The organism is Pseudarthrobacter sp. DSP2-3-2b1 (assembly GCF_049895945.1).
GTDB lineage: Bacteria > Actinomycetota > Actinomycetes > Actinomycetales > Micrococcaceae > Arthrobacter.
Genome location: NZ_JAFCTI010000001.1, coordinates 429,721 through 449,104 on the forward strand (window position 1 = coordinate 429,721; position 19,384 = coordinate 449,104).

Annotated in this window: 15 protein-coding genes; 10 read left to right on the forward strand and 5 right to left on the reverse strand. The window is 66.6% G+C overall.

Going from position 1 to position 19,384, the window contains the following annotated elements:
• Nucleotides 1-4: 4 nt before the first annotated feature.
• The 4 genes from ACP7AX_RS01835 (at nt 5) to ACP7AX_RS01850 (ending at nt 8,133) form a co-directional block, all read left to right on the forward strand.
• A complete protein-coding gene (locus tag ACP7AX_RS01835) occupies nt 5-1,696 on the forward strand; it encodes a RecQ family ATP-dependent DNA helicase (RefSeq protein WP_426225184.1) in 1,692 nt (563 codons plus the stop codon).
• Between the two features lie 37 nt (nt 1,697-1,733).
• Nucleotides 1,734-2,930 (forward strand): TerC family protein, encoded by a 1,197-nt coding sequence (locus ACP7AX_RS01840; RefSeq protein WP_426225185.1) that lies wholly within the window; start codon nt 1,734-1,736, stop codon nt 2,928-2,930.
• Nucleotides 2,931-3,094: 164 nt separating this feature from the next.
• Complete coding sequence (locus ACP7AX_RS01845) at nt 3,095-6,829, forward strand: TM0106 family RecB-like putative nuclease (RefSeq protein WP_426225186.1); 3,735 nt, start codon at nt 3,095-3,097, stop codon at nt 6,827-6,829.
• A 38-nt stretch (nt 6,830-6,867) separates the two neighbouring features.
• Nucleotides 6,868-8,133, forward strand: coding sequence for an MFS transporter (locus ACP7AX_RS01850; RefSeq protein ID WP_426225187.1), 1,266 nt, complete (start codon nt 6,868-6,870; stop codon nt 8,131-8,133).
• Here the strand turns inward: ACP7AX_RS01850 and ACP7AX_RS01855 are convergent.
• The 4 genes from ACP7AX_RS01855 to ACP7AX_RS01870 all read right to left on the reverse strand — a co-directional run bounded on the left by ACP7AX_RS01855 (nt 8,120) and on the right by ACP7AX_RS01870 (nt 11,428).
• Nucleotides 8,120-8,461 (reverse strand): acylphosphatase, encoded by a 342-nt coding sequence (locus ACP7AX_RS01855; protein ID WP_426225188.1) that lies wholly within the window; start codon nt 8,459-8,461, stop codon nt 8,120-8,122. The genes ACP7AX_RS01850 and ACP7AX_RS01855 overlap by 14 nt on opposite strands.
• Before the next feature lie 11 nt (nt 8,462-8,472).
• Nucleotides 8,473-9,018 (reverse strand): YceI family protein, encoded by a 546-nt coding sequence (locus tag ACP7AX_RS01860; RefSeq protein WP_131682316.1) that lies wholly within the window; start codon nt 9,016-9,018, stop codon nt 8,473-8,475.
• Nucleotides 9,019-9,106: 88 nt separating this feature from the next.
• Nucleotides 9,107-10,111, reverse strand: a complete 1,005-nt coding sequence (locus ACP7AX_RS01865) for a glycosidase (RefSeq protein WP_426225189.1) — start codon at nt 10,109-10,111, stop codon at nt 9,107-9,109.
• Between the two features lie 237 nt (nt 10,112-10,348).
• Complete coding sequence (locus tag ACP7AX_RS01870) at nt 10,349-11,428, reverse strand: adenosine deaminase (RefSeq protein WP_426225190.1); 1,080 nt, start codon at nt 11,426-11,428, stop codon at nt 10,349-10,351.
• A gap of 48 nt (nt 11,429-11,476) precedes the next feature.
• Between ACP7AX_RS01870 and ACP7AX_RS01875 the strand changes: the two genes are divergently transcribed.
• Together ACP7AX_RS01875 and ACP7AX_RS01880 are read left to right on the forward strand one after the other, a co-directional pair.
• On the forward strand, nt 11,477-14,116 hold the full coding sequence (locus ACP7AX_RS01875) for an ABC transporter (protein WP_426225191.1): 2,640 nt from the start codon (nt 11,477-11,479) through the stop codon (nt 14,114-14,116).
• 213 nt (nt 14,117-14,329) lie between these two features.
• Complete coding sequence (locus ACP7AX_RS01880) at nt 14,330-14,977, forward strand: transglycosylase family protein (RefSeq protein ID WP_131682320.1); 648 nt, start codon at nt 14,330-14,332, stop codon at nt 14,975-14,977.
• Nucleotides 14,978-15,126: 149 nt separating this feature from the next.
• Here ACP7AX_RS01880 and ACP7AX_RS01885 read toward each other — a convergent pair whose 3' ends face one another.
• Nucleotides 15,127-15,717, reverse strand: coding sequence for a hypothetical protein (locus ACP7AX_RS01885; protein ID WP_426225192.1), 591 nt, complete (start codon nt 15,715-15,717; stop codon nt 15,127-15,129).
• A gap of 167 nt (nt 15,718-15,884) precedes the next feature.
• Here ACP7AX_RS01885 and ACP7AX_RS01890 point away from each other — a divergent pair, with 167 nt between their 5' ends.
• The 4 genes from ACP7AX_RS01890 to ACP7AX_RS01905 all read left to right on the forward strand — a co-directional run.
• The gene (locus tag ACP7AX_RS01890; RefSeq protein ID WP_426225193.1) at nt 15,885-16,799 is read left to right on the forward strand and encodes an MSMEG_6728 family protein; all 915 of its coding nucleotides are present in this window, start codon (nt 15,885-15,887) and stop codon (nt 16,797-16,799) included.
• Between the two features lie 4 nt (nt 16,800-16,803).
• Nucleotides 16,804-17,664 (forward strand): NAD-dependent epimerase/dehydratase family protein, encoded by an 861-nt coding sequence (locus tag ACP7AX_RS01895; protein ID WP_426225194.1) that lies wholly within the window; start codon nt 16,804-16,806, stop codon nt 17,662-17,664.
• Between the two features lie 57 nt (nt 17,665-17,721).
• Nucleotides 17,722-18,138: a DUF1622 domain-containing protein gene (locus ACP7AX_RS01900; RefSeq protein WP_131682324.1), complete on the forward strand. Its 417-nt coding sequence runs from the start codon at nt 17,722-17,724 to the stop codon at nt 18,136-18,138.
• A gap of 83 nt (nt 18,139-18,221) precedes the next feature.
• Nucleotides 18,222-19,384 (forward strand): DUF222 domain-containing protein (locus ACP7AX_RS01905; protein ID WP_426225195.1); only part of this gene is annotated, 1,163 nt, incomplete at its 3' end.

The window sequence follows — 19,384 nt, forward strand, 5'->3', positions numbered from 1 at the left end:
TAATATGTCCGCGAATCCTGCGCTCGAAGCGCTTGCCTCCTCCTCTTTTTCCCTGCCGCAGCTGCGCGACGGCCAACTCGCCGGCATGAGCGCCCTTGCCGGCGGCCGCGACGTCCTTGCAGTGATGCCCACCGGCTACGGGAAGTCCGCGATCTACCAGGTTGCGGCCGTCCACCTCAATCAGCAGACGGGACGCCCCGCCGTCGTGGTTTCACCTCTTATTGCCCTGCAGGAGGACCAGCTGGACCGGCTGAACGAACAGCTTGGTCCGGACACGGCCGTGGCCATTAACTCCACGCGCAGCGACGCTGAAGTGGAAGAAGCCTGGCAAAGTGCGGAGGCCGGCCGTGCCACGTTCCTCTTCCTCGCACCGGAACAGCTGGCCAAAGAGGAAACCGTGGAGCGGCTCGCTGCGCTGGATGTTCCGTTGTTTGTGGTGGACGAGGCACACTGCGTCTCTTCCTGGGGCCATGATTTCCGGCCTGACTACCTGACGCTCGGCGCTGTCCGGGAACGGCTGGGCAACCCTCCGGTAGTGGCCCTGACAGCCACCGCTTCGCCGCCGGTGCGCGAGGAGATCGTGAAACGGCTGGGCATGAAGGACCCCTTGGTGCTGGTCCGCGGCTTCGACCGGCCCAACATCAGCCTGGACGTGGTGCGCCACCATGAGGACAAAGGCAAGCTCACAGCCGTCCTGGAGCAGGTCACGGCCCTCGCCGCGGAAGGCCCGGGCCTGCTGTACGCTGCCACCCGCAAGGACACTGAAAAGTATGCGGCGAAGCTGGTGAAGAACGGGCTCCGCGCGGAGGCCTATCACGCAGGCCGTCCAGCAGCGGACCGTGAGCGCATCCACGAACAGTTCCTGGCCGACCAGCTGGACGTGGTGGTTGCCACCACTGCCTTCGGGATGGGGATCGACAAGCCGAACGTCCGCTTCGTGGTCCACGCGGACATCCCCGAGTCACTGGACGCGTACTACCAGGAGATCGGCCGGTCCGGCCGGGACGGGCAGCCGGCCTCCGCCATCCTCCATTACCGCTCCGAGGACCTCGGGCTGAGGAAGTTCTTCGGCACCCGCTCCGCCGATCCGGATTCGCTGCTGGCCGTGCTGAAGGTCCTTCGGGCGGCCGGCGCTCCCGCGCCCAAATCGGCCGTGGCCGAGTTGACTGGATTCCCGGCCCGCCGTGTCACAGCCCTGGTGAACCAGCTCGAGGAGGTTGGCGCTGTCAGCACCGGCAAGCGCGGCATCCGGCTCAGCTCCAAAGCCAAGCTGCCCGCGTTGGTGCGCGCCGCCGTCGAACGTTCCGAAGAACGGCAGCGCGTGGACCAGTCCCGGCTGAACATGATGCGCGGCTACGCCGAGACGGACGGCTGCCGCCGGCAGTACCTGCTGGGCTACTTCGGAGAGGACCTCCCTGAGCCCTGCGGCAACTGCGATGTGTGCGCCGAAGCTGCCTCCCGGGAGGTTGCCGTTCAGGAGTCCCCCAACGGCAAGTACGACGACGGCGTGGCGGCCTTGGTGCCGGACGGCGGGGAGGTGTTCCCGCTCCAGACAGCCGTGGTCCACAAGGATTGGGGGCCGGGGCTGGTGATGCGGCACGAGGACGACGTCATCACAGTCCTCTTCGAACGGGAGGGCTACAAGACCCTCTCCCGGACCGCCGTCCTGGAGCATGAACTCCTCCGGCCTGCTTAGGTAGTCTGGAAGGAGACTCCAACGAAAGGCCCGCCGCGTGGAAGTACCTTCTTATGTCTGGACCCTGACCATCATCGGAATCGTAGGCCTGCTGGCCTTCGACTTCTTCTTCCATGTGCGCAAGGCCCACACGCCTTCGCTGAAGGAATCCGCAACCTGGTCAGCCATCTATGTGGGCATCGCCCTGCTCTTCGGCCTCGGCGTGCTGTGGTTCGGCGGACCCACCATGGGCACCGAATACTTCGCCGGCTACGTCACGGAGAAGGCCCTGTCAGTGGACAACCTTTTCGTCTTCCTGATCATCATGGCCAGCTTCAAGGTTCCCCGCGCCGACCAGCAGAAGGTGCTCCTGTTCGGCATCATCTTCTCCCTGATAGCCCGCACCGCCTTTATTTTCCTGGGCGCCGCGCTGATCAACAGCTTCGCCTGGATCTTCTACATTTTCGGCCTGATCCTGCTGGTCACCGCAGGCAACCTGCTCAAGCCTGACAGCCACGACGACGACTCCGAAGGCCTGGTGGTCCGGCTGGCCAAGAAGTACCTCCCGGCGTCGCAGCACTACGACGGCGACAAACTCTTCACCATGGAGGACGGCAAGCGCGTGCTCACGCCGATGCTCCTGGTCATGGTGGCCATCGGCGGAACGGACATCCTCTTTGCCCTTGATTCCATTCCCGCGATCTTCGGGCTGACGCAGAACGTCTTCATCGTCTTCACGGCCACCGCTTTCTCGCTGATGGGCCTGCGCCAGCTGTTCTTCCTCATCGACGGGCTGCTGGACCGGCTCATCTTCCTCGCCTACGGGCTGGCAGCGATCCTCGGCTTCATCGGGGTCAAGCTCATCCTGCACGCGCTCCACGAGAACACCCTGAGGTTCATCAACGACGGCCAGAAGGTCAACGTGGTGGAGGTCAGCACAGAAGTCTCCCTGAGCGTGATCCTCGGCGTCCTGGCTGTCACCGTCCTGGCCTCGATCTTCAGCCCCAAGGGTAAGGCCAAGAATGCAGTGTCCGGGGCCAAGAGGCACGCCACCGAATACCTGGACCTCAACTACGAAACCGACATGAACGAGCGGGACAAGATCTTCTCCAGCATGGTTCGCGAGGAAGAACAGATCCGCAAACTGCCGGAGAAGTACAAGCGGCTCATCCGCAACGAGACAGAGTTTCTGGAACTCATCCGCAGCGCGCACATCGAACACGACAAAGCCCAGGTCCGGGCGGCGCAGGACTAACAGCCGGCCGCACCTACCACCCAGGACTACAGCAACGCGGGGGTACTATTGCCCTCCCGGAGGCCCCGGGGAGCATCCTGTGCCCCGCGTTGTCAGTGGCTGTTGGTAGATTCGAAACATGGCCCCGGAACTGTTCCTGGCCAGGCTCTTAATGGGGAGGCCCCGTGTTTCTGCTCGATCCGGCCAGCGTTGATCCTGGCCGCGGCGCCGCCGCCGTGGGTGCCGGCGCACAGCAGGACCTGCTGTTTTCCGCCAGCGATCTGGTGGCCGCCAGCGAATGTGAGTACCGCACGCTGCGCATCCTCGATGAGAAACTGGGCCGCTCCCCCAAAGCGGAATTTCCCGACGACGAGATGCAGCGCCGTGCGGGGGCGCTTGGTGACAGGCATGAGGCCAAAGTCCTGGCCGGTTTGATCGCGGAGTACGGCGCATGGGACGCCGGCCGCGGCGCCGGGGTGTACTCGCTCGAGCGGGGCGCGAATACCCGCAACGCCCTGTTGGCCAAGCACGCCGAAACCGAACTCGCGCTCCGCGCCGGGGCCGACGTCGTCTTCCAGGCAACTTTCTTTGACGGCGAGTTCCTGGGCTACGCCGATTTCATCGTCAACGAGGCAGCTGGCACCGGCGCGCCGGGGCGCTACGAGGTGTGGGACACCAAGCTCGCACGCCATGCGAAAGTGGGCGCGCTGCTGCAATTGGCTGCCTACGGCGACCAACTCATCGGCATGGGCCTGGAGCCGTCGCCCCGGGTCACGCTGGTGCTCGGGGCTGTGGTGGAGGGCGAGTACGTCCGCAGCCACCATTCCCTGCCGGACCTGCTCCCGGTCTTCCGCGAGCGCCGCGACCACTTCCGCGCGCTGACCGCCGCCCACCGCGAGGCTGGGGAGGCGGTGCAGTGGCAACAGCCCGGCGTCGGGTACTGCGGGCGGTGCAATTACTGCGCGGAGCAGGTCCAGTCCCACCGTGATCTCCTGATGGTGGGCGGCATGACCATGGTCCGGCGGAAGAAACTCACTGCCGATCGCATCACCACCATCGACGCCCTGGCCGATCTCCCGCGGGGCAAAGCCACCGGCCCGGTGGTCCGGCTCCGCGATCAGGCCCGGATGCAGTTGGGCAGGGACGTGCCGGACGGTTCCCGCACCTTCGCCAAGGACGGCGCGGAGCACACCGTCGCGTTCAAGGTGCTGCCGGAGAATGCCCTCGCCGGCATTCCGGCACCGAGCCCCGGCGACATCTTCTTCGACTTCGAGGGCGATCCCTTGTGGCAGGATCCCGCCACCGGCAAGTGGGGCCTGGAGTACCTGTTCGGCGTGATCGAGGCGCCGGCTGCTGACGCCGGCGCCACTGACAAGCCGGTGTTCCGGCCCCTCTGGGCGCATTCCCGCCATGAGGAGCGGCAGGCCTTCCTGGACTTCCTCGCCTACGTGGAGGATCGCCGCTCCCGGTACCCGGACATGCACGTCTACCATTACGCCGCCTACGAGAAATCGGCGCTCCGGAACCTGTCGGTCACACACCTGGCCGGCGAGGACATCGTGGACAACTGGCTGCGCGAAGGCGTCCTGGTGGACCTCTACGCCACGGCCCGGCATTCGCTGCGGATCTCCGAGCCGTCCTACTCCATCAAAAAACTCGAGCCCCTCTATATGGGAGACAACCTCCGCTCAGGCGACGTCAAGGACGCCGGCGCGTCCGTGGTGGCGTACGCCGCCTACTGCGCAGCCCGGGACGGCGGCAACGCGGCAGAGGCCGCTGACGTCCTCGCCTCGATCTCCGACTACAACGAATACGACTGCCTCTCCACGCTCCGCCTCCGCGACTGGCTGCTTGAGCTGCGCGGCACGCGCGCCGCCAGCGCGGTCAGAAGGGACGCCTCTGGAACGCCCGACGACGGCGGGCAGCTGCCGCGTGAGGGTGCGGTGCCGGAGGTGGCGGCCGGGGCCCTGGAAGCGGAGCCCTCGCCGGAGGAACGGCGCCTCCAGGAATACCTTGCAGATCTGCCGGACCACCGGCCCTGGACTGACGATGAACGCGCCATCGCCATGGTGGCTGCAGCAGTGGGCTACCACCGCCGCGAACGGAAGCAGTTCTGGTGGGAGCATTTCGACCGGACAGAGGCCGAGCTCGACACCTGGTCAGACCACCGCAACGTGTTTGTGGTGGACACTGCCGAGATCCTCACGGACTGGGTCCTCGCCAAGCCCCGGGAGCGGATGCGCACCCGCACCCTCAGGCTCGCCGGGACCATGAGCGAGGGCTCGGATTTCAAACCCGGAAGCACCTGGTGCCGGCTGTACGACGCACCGGTCCCGGACGGACTGGAGAATCCCAACGGTGGCACCCGGGGACGCGGCTTCACCTTTGGCACGCTGGTCACCGCCGTGGAGGACCACCCCGGCGTCCCCGGCCGGACAAGCATCACCATCGAGGAAAGGGAAACGGGGAAGGTCCCGGCGTACCCGCACCTGCCTGTTGCGCTCACCGAGGACCAACCTGTGGGCACCGCCAGCATCGAAGCCGCCCTGGCCGAACTGGCCCAGTCCGTCGGCGGTTCACTGCCCTCCCTGCCCGCACACGCCGGCATCGACATCCTCCGCAAGGCCCCGCCGCGTTTCCGGACGTTGCCTGCCCCCGCTCCAGTAACGGATGACAGTTCGGGAGCGGCTGACTACGTCACGGCGATCACCGCCTCGCTGCTGGACCTGGACCTCTCCTACCTTGCGGTACAGGGCCCTCCCGGGACGGGCAAGACGTACGTGGGCTCCCACGTCATCGCCCGGCTGGTGGCGGAGGGCTGGAAGATCGGCGTGGTGGGGCAGTCCCATGCCGTGGTGGAGAACATGCTCTGCACTGCGATCGAAACCGCAGGCGTGGATCCGGCCCGGGTGGCCAAGAAGCTCGTCACTGCCCATGACGTCCCGTGGGCGCACGTCAAGGACACTGACGTTGCCACACTCCTGGCCTCCCCCGGCGGCTGCCTGGTGGGCGGGACAGCATGGACCATGACCGGGAAATCTGTGCCGGCCGGGTCCCTGGACCTGCTGGTGATTGATGAGGCCGGCCAGTTCTCGCTGGCCAACACCCTGGCTGTTGCCCGGTCCGCCAAGCGGCTCCTGCTCCTCGGTGACCCGCAGCAGCTGCCGCAGGTAACCCAGGGTTCACACCCGGAGCCCGTGGACGAATCGGCCCTGGGCTGGCTCGCCGCCGGCCACGCCACACTGCCCGAAAGCCTTGGCTACTTCCTGGCTGACAGCTGGCGGATGCATCCTGACCTGTGCCGTGCCGTGTCCGTCCTCAGCTATGAAGGCAAGCTCGAGTCAGCGCCCGCCGCCTCCCTCCGCAGCCTGGCCGAGCTTCCCGCCGGGGTGGAGACCATCCTGGTGGAGCACAGCGGGAACACCACCTCCTCCGCTGAAGAGGCAGCCGAAGTGGTCCGGCAGGCCAACCGGCACATCGGGTTGAAGTGGCTCCCCGGCGGAGACAAACCGGCCCGTGCGCTGGCCCCGGAGGACATCCTGGTGGTGGCTGCCTACAACGCCCAGGTCCAGCTGATCCGGCTCACCCTGCAGGAGGCCGGGCTGGGAGGTGTCCGGGTAGGCACAGTGGACAAGTTCCAGGGCCAGGAAGCACCCGTGGTGCTGGTCTCGATGGCCTGCTCGGCGGTTCCCGAGGCGCCCCGCGGGGCGGAGTTCCTGCTGAACCGGAACCGGATCAACGTCGCAGTGTCCAGGGGCCAATGGCGTGCCGTGGTGGTCCGTTCGCCCGAACTCACCAACTACATGCCCCACAAACCAGCTGTGCTCGAGGAGCTCGGGGCGTTCATCGGCCTCAGCCCCAGGCGCCCGGTTGGCGGCCCGGCCCGCAACCGGTCCGGCCACCAGGAATCCGGGTCCTGACCTCAAAAGCCAATCGCGAAACAGGGTAAATTCAGGGAGTGACATCCCAGAACACCAAGCTGCCCGTCGGCGCCCTCGTAGTGCTCGCCGCCATCGGTTTCACCGCCATCACCACCGAACTCCTGCCTTCCGGGCTGTTGCCCCAGATCAGCGCGGACTTCCGGGTTTCGGAGGCAACAGCCGGCTACCTCACGGCAGGCTATGCGGCCATCATCGTGCTCACCGTCATCCCGTTGTCGCTGCTGCTCTCCCGGATCCCACGGCATTTCCTGCTCATCGCGCTGGTCATCACCTTCGCAGCAAGCAACGCCTTGGTGGCCGTGGTCTCCGATTTCGGCGCCGCCATGGGCTCACGCGTGGTGGGCGGCATCGCCCACGGCCTGCTCTGGTCCGCCATGGCCCCGTTCGTGGCACGGATCGTTCCCGCCCATAAAGTAGGCAAGGCGCTGGCCATCGTGTTCAGCGGCAACAGTCTGGGCCTGGCCATCGGCACCCCGGTGGGTACCGCTTTGGGCAGCCTGGTCGGCTGGCGCGCGGCGTTCCTGGTCCTGGCCGCGTCCGGTGTTCTGCTGGCCATCCTGGCCATTTGGTTGCTGCCGCCGGTCCGGCGCATCCCCGACGCTCCGCACCCCTCCGTCCGCCAGGCGATGAGCCAGCCCGGCGTCAAAGTGGTCGCCATGGGCTGGCCCCTGATGCTCATGGCCCACTTCGCTTTGTTCACCTACATCGCGCCGTTCCTGCGCGAGGCCAGTCTCCCCGATTTCAGCATCCCGCTCTCCATCAGCGTCCTCGGGGTGGCCGGGCTGGTAGGCATCTGGATCGCCGGCATCACCGTGGATTCGCGGCCGCGGCGCTGGCTCCTGATCACGATTGCCGGGGTGGCGGTGTCCATGCTCCTGCTGCCGCTCGCCGGCCTCGCCCTCCCCGGCCTGGCGTTGGTCATCACCCTGGTCCTGATGTTTTTCTGGGGCACGGGAATCGGTGCCATGGGAATCTATAACCAGTCCGCCATCCTCCGGGCCGGCGGCGAGTACCGGGACGCCGCCAACGGGCTCACCGTTCTCACTATCCAGGTCGGGATCATGATCGGCGCGATGTTCGGAGCCGCTGCGCTGACCTTCGCCGGGCCTCTGCTTGTTCCGGTGGCGGCAGCAATTCCAGCCGTCCTCGCGTTCGTGATCACCTTGGCCGGGCGGCGGCACGCGTACCCGCCCGGCCCCAAGGAACGTCCCCTCGACCAATCAGGCAAACGGACCAGGGCACGCGCCGGAGTGGCCGGTACCGATGCCCTCAGCGGGCCCTGAAGTCCCGGAACGAGTTCTCGGCGGCGGCCATGGACGCCTCCACCCGTTCCACCCGGCCAGGAGCATTCGCTGACCTCAGCCAGTCCAGCAGCGTCTGAACCTGCTGATCCGGGCCTTCGGCAACGATGGAGACCGAGCCGTCGTCGAGGTTTTTCACTTCACCTTTGAGGGCCAGTTCGTCGGCCTTGCCCATCGTCCAGAAACGGAACCCAACCCCCTGCACCACGCCGAAGACGCGGGCAGAGAGCCGGACATCACCGGTGTGGGCATCTCCGGAGGGGGAATCTCCTGAGGGGGAATCTCCAGATTGCGGATTTCCAGAAGCCATGGGGACCTGAATCAGCCCTGCTTGACCAAGGCCGCGTCGACGTTGATCTTCACTTTGTCGCTGACCAGCAGGCCGCCGGCCTCGAGCGCTGCGTTCCAGGTGAGGCCAAACTCCTTGCGGCTGATCTCGGTCTCAGCGGAGAAGCCGGCGCGGGTGGCACCGAACGGGTCCACGGCCACCCCGGTGAATTCGACTTCCAGCTCCACCGGCTTGGTAATGCCCCGGATGGTGAGGTCGCCGGTGAGGGTGTAGTCCTCGCCGTCGCCCTCTACCGAGGTGGCGCGGAATTTCATCTCGGGGAACTCTTCGACGTCGAAGAAATCAGGTCCTTTGACGTGGCCGTCGCGGTTGGCATCACCGGACTCGAAGCTGGCCGTATTGACCGTGGCGTGGAGGGAGGCGTCGGCCAGCGATTCGCCAACGCGGGCCTCGGCCTGCGCGTCCGTGAACCGGCCCCGGACTTTGCTGATCCCTGCATGCCGGACCGTGAAGCCGATCTCGCTGTGCGACATATCCAGAGTCCATACGCCTGGGGTCAGGCCGGAAGGAAGGGTCATTTCAGCATCTCCTTAAAGTGTGGAAACCGGTCAGGATGACCGGTTTCCACACTGCTTCACTGAGGAGTTTTTGTCCAGAGACCGGGGATCAGTTGATGGTGATGTCCCGGGTGCGGTGGTCGTAGCTGATGGTGACAGTGCCGCCGTCGTGGTGCAGTTCATGGTTAGGGCCATCGAACGTGCCGAACGCGCCGTAGTTCTCTTCCCACGACCGGTTCAGGGCGATCTTGAAGGTGTAGTAACCGGCCGGCAGGGCGGCGCTGATCTTCCACAGCTGGTCCAGGGTGTCCAGGGTGAGCTGGGCTTCGTCGTACTGCGGGGCCCAGTTCTCCGGCGCGCCGAGGAGGGTGTTGAAGTCACCGGCAACAGCCACAGTCTCCGGCTGGGGGAAGGTCTCAGCTGCATTGCCCACGGTGTGCGTTCCGTTCGATGACGGTCCGGCAGCAACCGCGGCCTCGTTCTTCGGCGCTGACTTTCGCGAGCGGACGGCCTTGACCACCGGTTCCACTGCGTCCTCGATGACCTTCGCGGCCTTGCCCACTGCATCCGCTGCTTTCTTGGCAGGGGTCCGCTTGGCGGGTGCCTTCTTGGCGGGCGTCTTCGTCACGGTGTCCTCCTGGGCTGCGGTGGCTTCCACACCGGCTGCTGCGGTTTCCTGGACAGCCGGCTTGCCTGCTGTGCGCGCGGCGGCGGTCCGGGCCGCGGCACGGGCCGGCTTGACTGCCGGGGCCGCTGGAACGGCGACGTCGGCCGGAACCGGAGTGCCGGCGTCGAGCGCTGCAGCGAAGGACGCCGCATCGGGGAACGCAACAGTGGCGCGCATGCCGTCTTCGGTGATGGTCCAGCCGGAACGGCCTTTGACCAGCCAGCCTGCCTTGACCAGTTTGGCCGTGGCGGACGTGAGCGCCTTGTGGCCGCGGGGAATGCCGCCGGTCAGCAACGCCGCTTCGTGGTCACTGAACGGTACGCGGGCGGTGGCTTCCGCCAGAACCTCGCCGGCGTTCAACGTGTCGCCGGACCACACACCTTCGGTCAGGACGCTCAGTACGGTCTTGAGTCGGAGGTCGGTGTTATCTGCGGTGGACTTGGCCATGATTCCCCTTGAGTAATGCGATCGGTCTCTAGGCATCCTGCCAACAGCTTGTTAATCGCGCGACTTGAAATGGTTAACTCTGCGTGTCGTGACCATCTATGACGCGGATTAAGCCGGAACTGAGGCAGGGGTCTCGGAAAGGGGCTGTTTGCTCAACCCTGCGCGTGGTAACTGGGTACCACCGGACTCTTCCCGGACACGCCTGCGCACCAGTGTAAGCGAGCAGGCGGCCAGTAGCTATATGCCGTTCAGTTCATTCAGGAGTTCGGTTTTACGCTCTTCGGAAGCGAAGGACGAGTGGATGGAATTGGCGGCGAGCCGCGCCACATCGAACTCGGACAGTTCGAATACGGCTCTGAGCTGGGCAAAGTTCTCGTCCACGTACCCGCCGAAGTAGGCCGGATCATCCGAGTTCACCGATACGTTCAGCCCCGCGGCGAGCATTGCCGGCAGCGGGTGGTCCGCCAGGGTGTCCACGGCCCGCAGCCTGACGTTGGAGAGCGGGCATACGGTCAGCGGGGTCCGCTCGTCCACGAGGCGCTCCACCAGTTCGGGATCGTCCATGCACCGGATGCCGTGATCGATCCGCTCCACGCCCAGGATGTCCAGCGCTTCAATGATGTACGACGGCGGCGCCTCCTCGCCCGCGTGCGCGGTCAGCCGCAGGCCCGCTTCCCTGGCCTTGGCGAACAGCCGTTCAAACTTCGACGGCGGGTTGCCCACCTCGGCCGAGTCCAGCCCGATGGCAGCGATCGGGGCGTTCATGGCCAGCAGTGCGTCCAGGACCTCCAGCGCGGATTCCTCGGACAGGTCCCGCAGGAAAGCCGCAATCAGCAGGGTGGAGATGCCAAAGTCTTCCTCCGACGTCGCCAGGGCCGATGCCACGCCGTTGACGCATGTTTCCAGCGGGATGCCGCGGGACAGGTGTGCCTGCGGGTCCATCATGATCTCGGCGTGCCGGACTCCCGCCGCGGCTGCCCGGGACAGGTACGCGCGGGTCATGTCGGCGAAGTCCCGTTCGGTCTGCAGCACCGCCATGTTGGCGTAGTACAGGTTCAGGAAGGACTGCAGGTCGGTGAACTCGTACAGTGCGCGGAGCTCGTCCAGCCCCGAATACGGGAGGGTGATGCCGTTGCGGGCGGCGAGTTCAAAGATCAGCTCCGGCTCCAGGGTGCCCTCGATGTGCAGGTGGAGCTCGGCGACGGTCAGGGGCCGCAGCACCTCGGCCGTTTGCTCTTCGGCCAACGCCTCTTCGGTCAACGCTTCTTCGGGAGCTATGGTCACGGGCGCGGCAGTAGCGTCGGCAAAGGTGTTCATCCGGTCAGGATATCGCCCGCCGGCCCCATCGCGGCTAGAGTCGGACCGATGCGGAAACCCCAGCAGGCTGACCAGTCATCACTTTCCACCTCGGACCACCTCGCGGATGGCTTTGTCCGTGTCCGGGGCGCGCGGGAAAACAACCTGCGGAATGTGGACGTGGACGTGCCGCGCGACTCCATCGTGGCGTTCACGGGCGTCTCCGGCTCCGGGAAGTCCTCGCTCGCCTTTGGCACCATCTACGCGGAAGCCCAGCGGCGCTACTTCGAATCCGTGGCCCCCTACGCCCGCCGCCTCATCCAGCAGGGCCACAATCCCAAGGTGGAGATGATCTCGGGGCTGCCTCCCGCCGTCGCGCTTCAGCAGCGCCGCGGCGCACCCAGCAGCCGCTCCACCGTAGGCACGGTGACCACGCTCTCCAACTCGCTCCGCATGCTGTTCTCACGCGCCGGAACCTACCCGGCAGGCGCCGGTCAGCTGGACTCAGACGCATTTTCGCCAAATACTGCCGCGGGCGCGTGCCGGGAATGCCACGGGCTGGGGGTCGCGCACACGGTCAGCGAGGAATCCCTGGTTCCGGACCCGGCATTGACCATCCGTGACGGGGCCATCGCCGCGTGGCCGGGCGCCTGGCAGGGCAAGAACCTCCGCGACATCCTCAGCCACCTGGGCTACGACGTCGACGTGCCCTGGCGGAAGCTGCCGAAGAAGCAGCGCGACTGGATCCTGTTTACCGAGGAACAGCCGGTGGTGGAAGTCACCCCGGAGCGCGACCGCGTGGCCAAGCCATACAAGGGCCGCTTCTGGAGCGCCAAAAGCTACGTCCTGCACACCCTGGCCGATTCCCAGAGCGCCTCCATGCGCGAGCGCGTCCTGGCATTCATGGAGTCCGGGCCGTGCCCTCTCTGCGGCGGCACCGGACTCAGGGCCGAAGCCCTCGCCGTGTCTTTCGACGGGCGCACCATCGCCGAGCTCAACGCAACACCGATGGTGGAACTGGCCGAGATCATCCGCCCCACCGCCGGGCTGAAGGAAGCCGGAACCGCGTCCCGCAAGCAGACCTCCGGAGAGGAGAACGAGGTGGCGGTGGCCATCACCGCGGACCTCCTGAACCGGGTCACCGTGCTCCTGGACCTTGGCCTGGGATACCTCGCCCTGGGCCGTGCCACCCCCACCCTCTCCCCCGGCGAGATGCAGCGGCTCAGGATCGCCACGCAGCTCCGGTCCGGCCTGTTCGGCGTGATCTACGTGCTGGACGAGCCCTCCGCAGGCCTTCACCCCGCCGACGCCGAGCCGCTCCTGGCGGTCCTTGACCAGCTGAAAGCCTCCGGCAACTCCGTCTTCGTGGTGGAACACAACATGGACGTGGTCCGCCGCGCCGACTGGCTGGTGGATGTAGGTCCCCGCGCCGGCGAGGGCGGCGGCGAGGTGCTCTACAGCGGGCCGGTTGCCGGGCTGGCGGCGATCGAGGAATCGGTCACGCGTCCGTTCCTGTTCAGCGGCGGGACGCCCGACGGCGGCGCTCCCCACGCGAGCCGCGCACCCCTTGGGAACAGCGAACGTTCTAGGAACACCACCAGGGAGCCCGACGGCTGGCTGAAGCTGACCGGCATCAGCCGCCACAACCTCAAGGACGTTGATGCGGCCTTCCCGCTGGGCGTCCTGACGGCCGTCACGGGAGTGTCCGGCTCAGGCAAGTCCACGCTGGTCAGCCATGTCCTGGGGGAAGTGGTGGGATCCGGGCTGAAGGACCACGCGGCTGCCCAGCCTGCAGCAGATGCACCCTCGGCAAAGGCTGCACCATCGGGCAAGGCCACGCAGCCGGCGGATCCAGATGAGGCCGGCCCGGCTACGCCGTTGTCTGTGGGGCCGGTCAGTGGCGCGGAGCGGATCGACAGGCTGGTGACCGTGGACCAAAAGCCCATCGGGCGTACGCCCCGCTCGAACCTGGCCACCTATACAGGCCTGTTCGACGCCGTACGCAAGGAATTCGCCGCCACCGACGAGGCGCGCGCCAGGCGGTTCGGGGCCGGGAGGTTCTCCTTCAACGTGGCCGGCGGGCGGTGCGAGACCTGCCTGGGTGAGGGCTTTGTGGCCGTGGAGCTACTGTTCCTTCCGGGCAGCTACGGTCCGTGTCCGGAGTGCGATGGTTCCCGCTACAACCCGGAAACCCTGGACGTGACCTACCGCGGCAAGAACGTGGCCGAGGTGCTCCGGCTGACAGTTAACGATGCAGCCGGGTTCCTGGCCGATATTCCTGCCGCCGCCCGCAGCCTCAAGAGCCTCCGGGACGTTGGGCTCGGCTACCTTCGGCTGGGCCAGCCCGCCACTGAACTGTCCGGCGGCGAGGCGCAGCGCATCAAGCTCGCCACCGAACTGCAGCGCGCCCAGCGGGGCCACACCCTCTACCTCCTGGACGAACCCACCACCGGCCTCCACCCGGCCGACGTCGAACTGCTGATGGCCCAGCTCCACGGCCTGGTGGACAGCGGCAACACCGTAGTGGTGGTCGAACACGAGATGGCAGTGGTGGCCGCCGCGGACTGGGTCATTGATTTGGGGCCGTCGGGCGGGGACGCCGGCGGCAGAATCGTCGCCGCCGGAACCGCGGCCGACGTCGCGCGTTCACCGCACAGCCGCACCGCGCCCTACCTGGCGGCGGCGCTTCCACAGCCTGCCACCAGCTAACACTCAGAAAACATCTCGGTTTGATAACGGCGGCGCAATGTTTTAGCGTGGAGCAGGCCCACCAGACGGGCCGATGAATGCCCGGTGCTGCCTCCACCAGAACTGCCCGGCCGGCAGCCACCGAAGTTGACCTCTATTCGTCAGAGGCGGGCAGTGGCGCGATAACGTCCGGGGACGGACCGAGCGCTGGTGGCCTTCAGGAGCATCAAAACCATGACAAACACCACCATCCGTACTGTCGCGCGCCGTGGAGCCACCGTTGCAGCCATTTCCATGGCGGGGATTGCACTGTCCGCCACGGGAGCAAATGCAGCGAGCACCTCAACCTGGGACGCCCTGGCACAGTGTGAAAGCGGCGGCAACTGGGCCACCAACACCGGCAACGGCTACACCGGCGGCCTGCAGTTCAGCCCCACCACCTGGGCGGCCTATGGCGGCACCGGTTCCGCGGCCGATGCCAGCCGCGAACAGCAGATCGCCGTGGCAGAACAGGTACAGGCCGCGCAGGGCTGGGGAGCCTGGCCGTCCTGCGCCGCGCAGCTCGGTTTGAGCGGCGGCGGAGGCGCGACGGCGGTGGCTCCCCAGAGCGTGCCGGTCCAGAGTGTGCCCGTCCAGGCCGCACCGGCCGCCCCGGTACAGGCCGCGCCCGTCCAGGCCGCACCGGTAACGGTTCCGCAGCACGCTGCACCGGTAGCCCTCAGCGGCGAGACCTACACCCTCGTAGCCGGCGACACCTTGAGCACCGTGGCTGAGAAGCTGGGCGTCGTTGGCGGCTGGCAGCAGCTGGCCGACGCCAACCTGGACACCATCGCCGATCCCAATCTGGTGTTCGAGGGACAGGTCATCCAGCTTCCCGCCTAAGGGCTTCAGGGATGCCCGGTTCTTGACCCAGCCGGGAATGGACTGCGCCGGGAACGGACTGCCTCCCAACACGCGACGCCGGCGCTCCCCCACAAGGGGAGCGCCGGCGTCGTGCGTTGTTGCGAAAGAGCTGGACTACTGAAAATCCGTTAGACGGCGACCTTGATTTCCCGGACGATGCGCACCTTCCAGGCGGCGTCGTCGCTGGTGTCCAGCAGCGCCACGGTCCCGTGGGCGAGGTTCAGAGCCACACGCTTGGCTGCCAGCAATTCTAGGTAGAGGTGCTCGTTCATGCGGCTGGGGGTGTCGATCATGTACTTCACGGCGTCGCGGACCTTGCGGTAGTTGGCGCTGCGCTCACGGTGCATGTGCAGTTCGAGCATCTGGCGCTGGCGGACCTTGGGCTCGTGGCGGTTCAGCCAGGAGACCGCCAGGTGGACGGCCACAACGAGGGTCAGGGAGACGGCGTAGATCCACCAGCCGCTGGAGAGCAGGAACAAGGGCAGATTCCCGATCGCCACCAGGGCAATCACCACCCGCAGAGCCACGATCCGGCGCAGCGTGAGCGCCACCGAGGCCAACGCCGCACGGAAGCCATGCTGCTCCTTGCGCGCGGCGGCCGGATCGAGGGTAAATTCATCAAGGACCAGGATGCCCTTGGCCTCCGGACTGAGCATCTGCCCGAAACGGGGCACAAAAGAACTCGTTTTTCCGGGGGTCACATCAGCAGAAATTGTCATGAGGGGGCTTCCGGGACGGTGGGACGTTTCGGCGATCTTAGTGGATAGCGATATCCACTGTATGTATCGGTCCACTATGTGAACATTTGCCCGTGCGGGGTAGCGGCGCGTGTGTGGTGGCGGGCACTGCAATTGGCACATCCGCCCGGTGCCGTCAGACTGAAAGAATGCAAACTTTCCTCCCGTACCCCGATTTCCGGCAGAGCGCCGCAGCACTGGACACCGCCAGGCTTGGCAAACAGCGTGTCGAAGCGCTGCAGACCCTCCGTGCGCTGGTGATCCCCGAGTACGGCTGGCAGACCCACCCTGCCGTCCGCATGTGGATGGGCCACGTGCCGGCCCTCACCATGTACGGCTTGGCGATGGTGGACGAATGGACCGCCCGCGGCCACGCCGACAACACCCGCGGCAACATCACCGAGTTCGCGCCGCAGGCAGCCCACCCAGACTACGCCGCCAAGATCCCTATGCCGGAATGGCTCGGGAATCCCGATTTCCACCTGAGCCACCGGGCCAAGCTGGTCCACAAGGAACCGAAGTTCTACAAGGAAGTCTTCCCGGACGCTGACGTGGACCTCGATTACCTCTGGCCCGAGCCCAAGCACGAGTTCTATCCCGCGGAACCCGAGGGCGATGTCCTCTGGATCCTCCGAGACCCGCACGCCGAGATCGATCCGCAAACGCTGGACACTGTGGCTCTGCCGCCGGTCCGCGGCCACGCTGTGGCTCCCGCCGCGGTGGATCCGGACGGCTACTCCCCCGTCTATGTCGACGACGGTTCGCGCCGGCCGTCCAAGCAGCCCCGCAAGCTTCCCCCGAAGCAGCTGGTCAAGAAGCCCACGCGGAAGCGCCAGGCCCAGGAGAGCGCCTTCGCCACCCTGCCGGGCAAGACCGCGGTGGCAGTGATGTTCGAGGACGGCGCCAAGTTCGCTGTGGGCCAGGTGGTGGGCCGGCCCATCACGCTCGACGACGGCCGCTTCGGCCGCAACTTCACGCTCACCGAGGTGATTGACCGGTCCGCCTTCGACTACCCGGCGCTCCTGCAGGATCCCCGCGTGTTCTTCCCGGTCCAGGCACCCTGACCACGTGAAAATCCTCCTGGCCGGCTGCGGCGATTTAGGCACCGAGGCGGGCCTGCGCTTTGCCGCCCTCGGCCATCACGTGGTTGGCTGGCGCCGCTCCCCCGGGAAGCTGCCGGCCGCCATCGAAGGTGTAGCGGCTGACTTGAGTTCCGCCGATCTGCCGGCCATTCCGGCGGACACAACCGCCGTCGTCGTCGCCGTAGCTGCCGACTCACCCACGGAGGCGGCCTACCGGGCCGCCTACGTGGACGGGCTTTCGCACGTCCTGGACGCCTTCGCGCGCGATGGCGTGACCCCGCGGCGGGTGCTGTTTGTGTCCTCCACGGCCGTCTACGGCGATGCCGCCGGCGGCTGGGTTGATGAAAGCACGACGCCGGCACCTGGCGGTTTCTCGGGGCGTATCATCCGTGAGGCGGAGGATCTCCTGCTCTCGCGGTTGCGCGGCACTGGGTCTTCCCCGATCATTCTCCGGCTGGGCGGGATCTACGGTCCCGGGCGGACCCGGCTCATCGATCAGGTCCGCGACGGCGCTGCGGTGATTCCCGATGAACCGCGCTACACCAACCGGATCCACCGGGATGACGCCGCAGCGGCGATCGTCCACCTGACCACCATGGAGCCCATGCCTGCGCCGGCATACTTAGGGGTGGACAGCGATCCCGCAGACATGGGCGAGGTACTTCGTTTCCTGGCTGCCGAGATGGGCTTTCCGGAACCTCCCGTTGGTCCAGCCGGTGAGGCCCGTGGCGGCAACAAGCGCGTCAGCAACGCCCTGCTCCGCGGGACCGGCTTCAAGTTCGCCTACCCATCCTTCCGCGAAGGCTACCGGGAAGTCCTGGCCGGGGCGGGCGTCCGCCACCCGTAGGCTGGGGCAAGGCAGAGTACTGACCCTGGTACTGACCCCCTGCGGACGAGGAGCACGGTGGATTTCCAGCACATCATTGAGGCCGTAGGCGAATACATGGACTTCGCCGGGGTGGCCGTGATGGTCATCGGCGCTATTGTCTCCATTCCCATGGCCCTGCGCGGCTACCAGCCACGGAAGCTCCCCGCCGGAGCTGAGAAGCTGACCGTCTACCGCGCCTATCGGCAACTGCTGGGCCGGTCTATTCTCTTGGGCCTTGAGCTTCTCGTGGCCGCCGACATCATCCGCACCGTGGCCGTGACACCCACGTTCGAGAGTGTGGGCGTGCTGGCAATTATCGTGCTGATCCGAACCTTCCTGAGCTTCTCACTGGAGCTTGAAATCACCGGCCGCTGGCCGTGGCAGAAGGAGTCTGACACCGGAGCCGGGTCAGACTCAGGAGAATCTGCCGAGCCGGCGCGGGCGGGTGCCTAAGGTTATTTCGCGTGGACGCTGGGTTATCCACATAGGCCTGTAGCTTCGCGGTTCTTGTCGGTACCCCGCGGGATGATGTGGGTATGGGAATCAAGGCAGCGGTGGAGGCGGCGGAGGCTGTTTATGCCTCCGCCGCGTTGCTGCTCGCTGCGGCTCAGCGCGGGATTCACTCTGCGGACGTGCCCGGGCTGGCTGGGCCCGCGGGGTTCACGGGGAACGCAGACTTTGCCGGGCTAGCTGAGTCTGCTGGGCCGGCTGGGCGTGCTGCTGATGATGATCCGTTGCGCCGTGAAGCTGATGGCTGGCTGGATACGTTGGCTCTGGCTACCCGGATCAATGCGCAGGTCGCCGCGGTGATGGTCCATGCGGCCGCCGGCTACGCAGCCACGGCCCAGGCCCTGGCGTCACCTGTGATGTCTGATGGGGCCCACGAGATGGCGGTCGTGGCTGAGGTCGCCTGTGTCCTGACGATCAGCGAACGGACCGCCGGTGCACTGCTGGCCGAATCCCTGGAACTAACCACCGCTTTGCCGTTGACCCTGTCGGCATTGCAGGACGGGACCATTTCCTGGCAGCATGCCCGGGTGATGGTGGACGAGACCACCAACCTCGACCCCACCGGCGCGGCTGCACTGGAGGCGCATTTCCTGGACCCTGAGGCGCCCAACCCGGCGCGCGGGTGTCCCGCCGGGGAACTGATCCCTTCCCGGTTCCGGCAGAAGGCCCGGACCTGGCGGGAACGCCACCACCCGGTGAGCATCGAAAAACGCCACCTGAGGTCTGTGGCTGACCGGCGGCTGGAATACCGGCCGGACCGGGACGGGATGGCCTGGCTTTCGGCGTATCTGCCCGCTGACCAGGCCGTGGGGATCTGGAACCGGGCCACGGCGGCGGCGCGGGCGTTGCAGGGCCCGGATGAGGACCGCACCATGACCCAGCTGCGGGCCGACGCCGCCGCGGCCTGGCTCCTGGGCGGCTCTGAGGACAGTCTCACCGCGGGTGTCCCTTCCCCTCGGGCGCAGGTCCTGGTCACCGTCCCCATCATGTCCCTCCTCGGAATCACGGATGAGCCTGCAGACTTGGACGGGTTCGGGCCGATCCCCATCACCATGGCCCGCAGGCTCATCGCCGAAGGTGCCGAGTCCTTCCACCGGGTGCTCATCGATCCGAGGGATGGTGCGCCGTTGGAGATCGGCCGGACCAGCTACCGGGTCACCAAAGCCCAGCGCCAATGGCTCAGGATGCG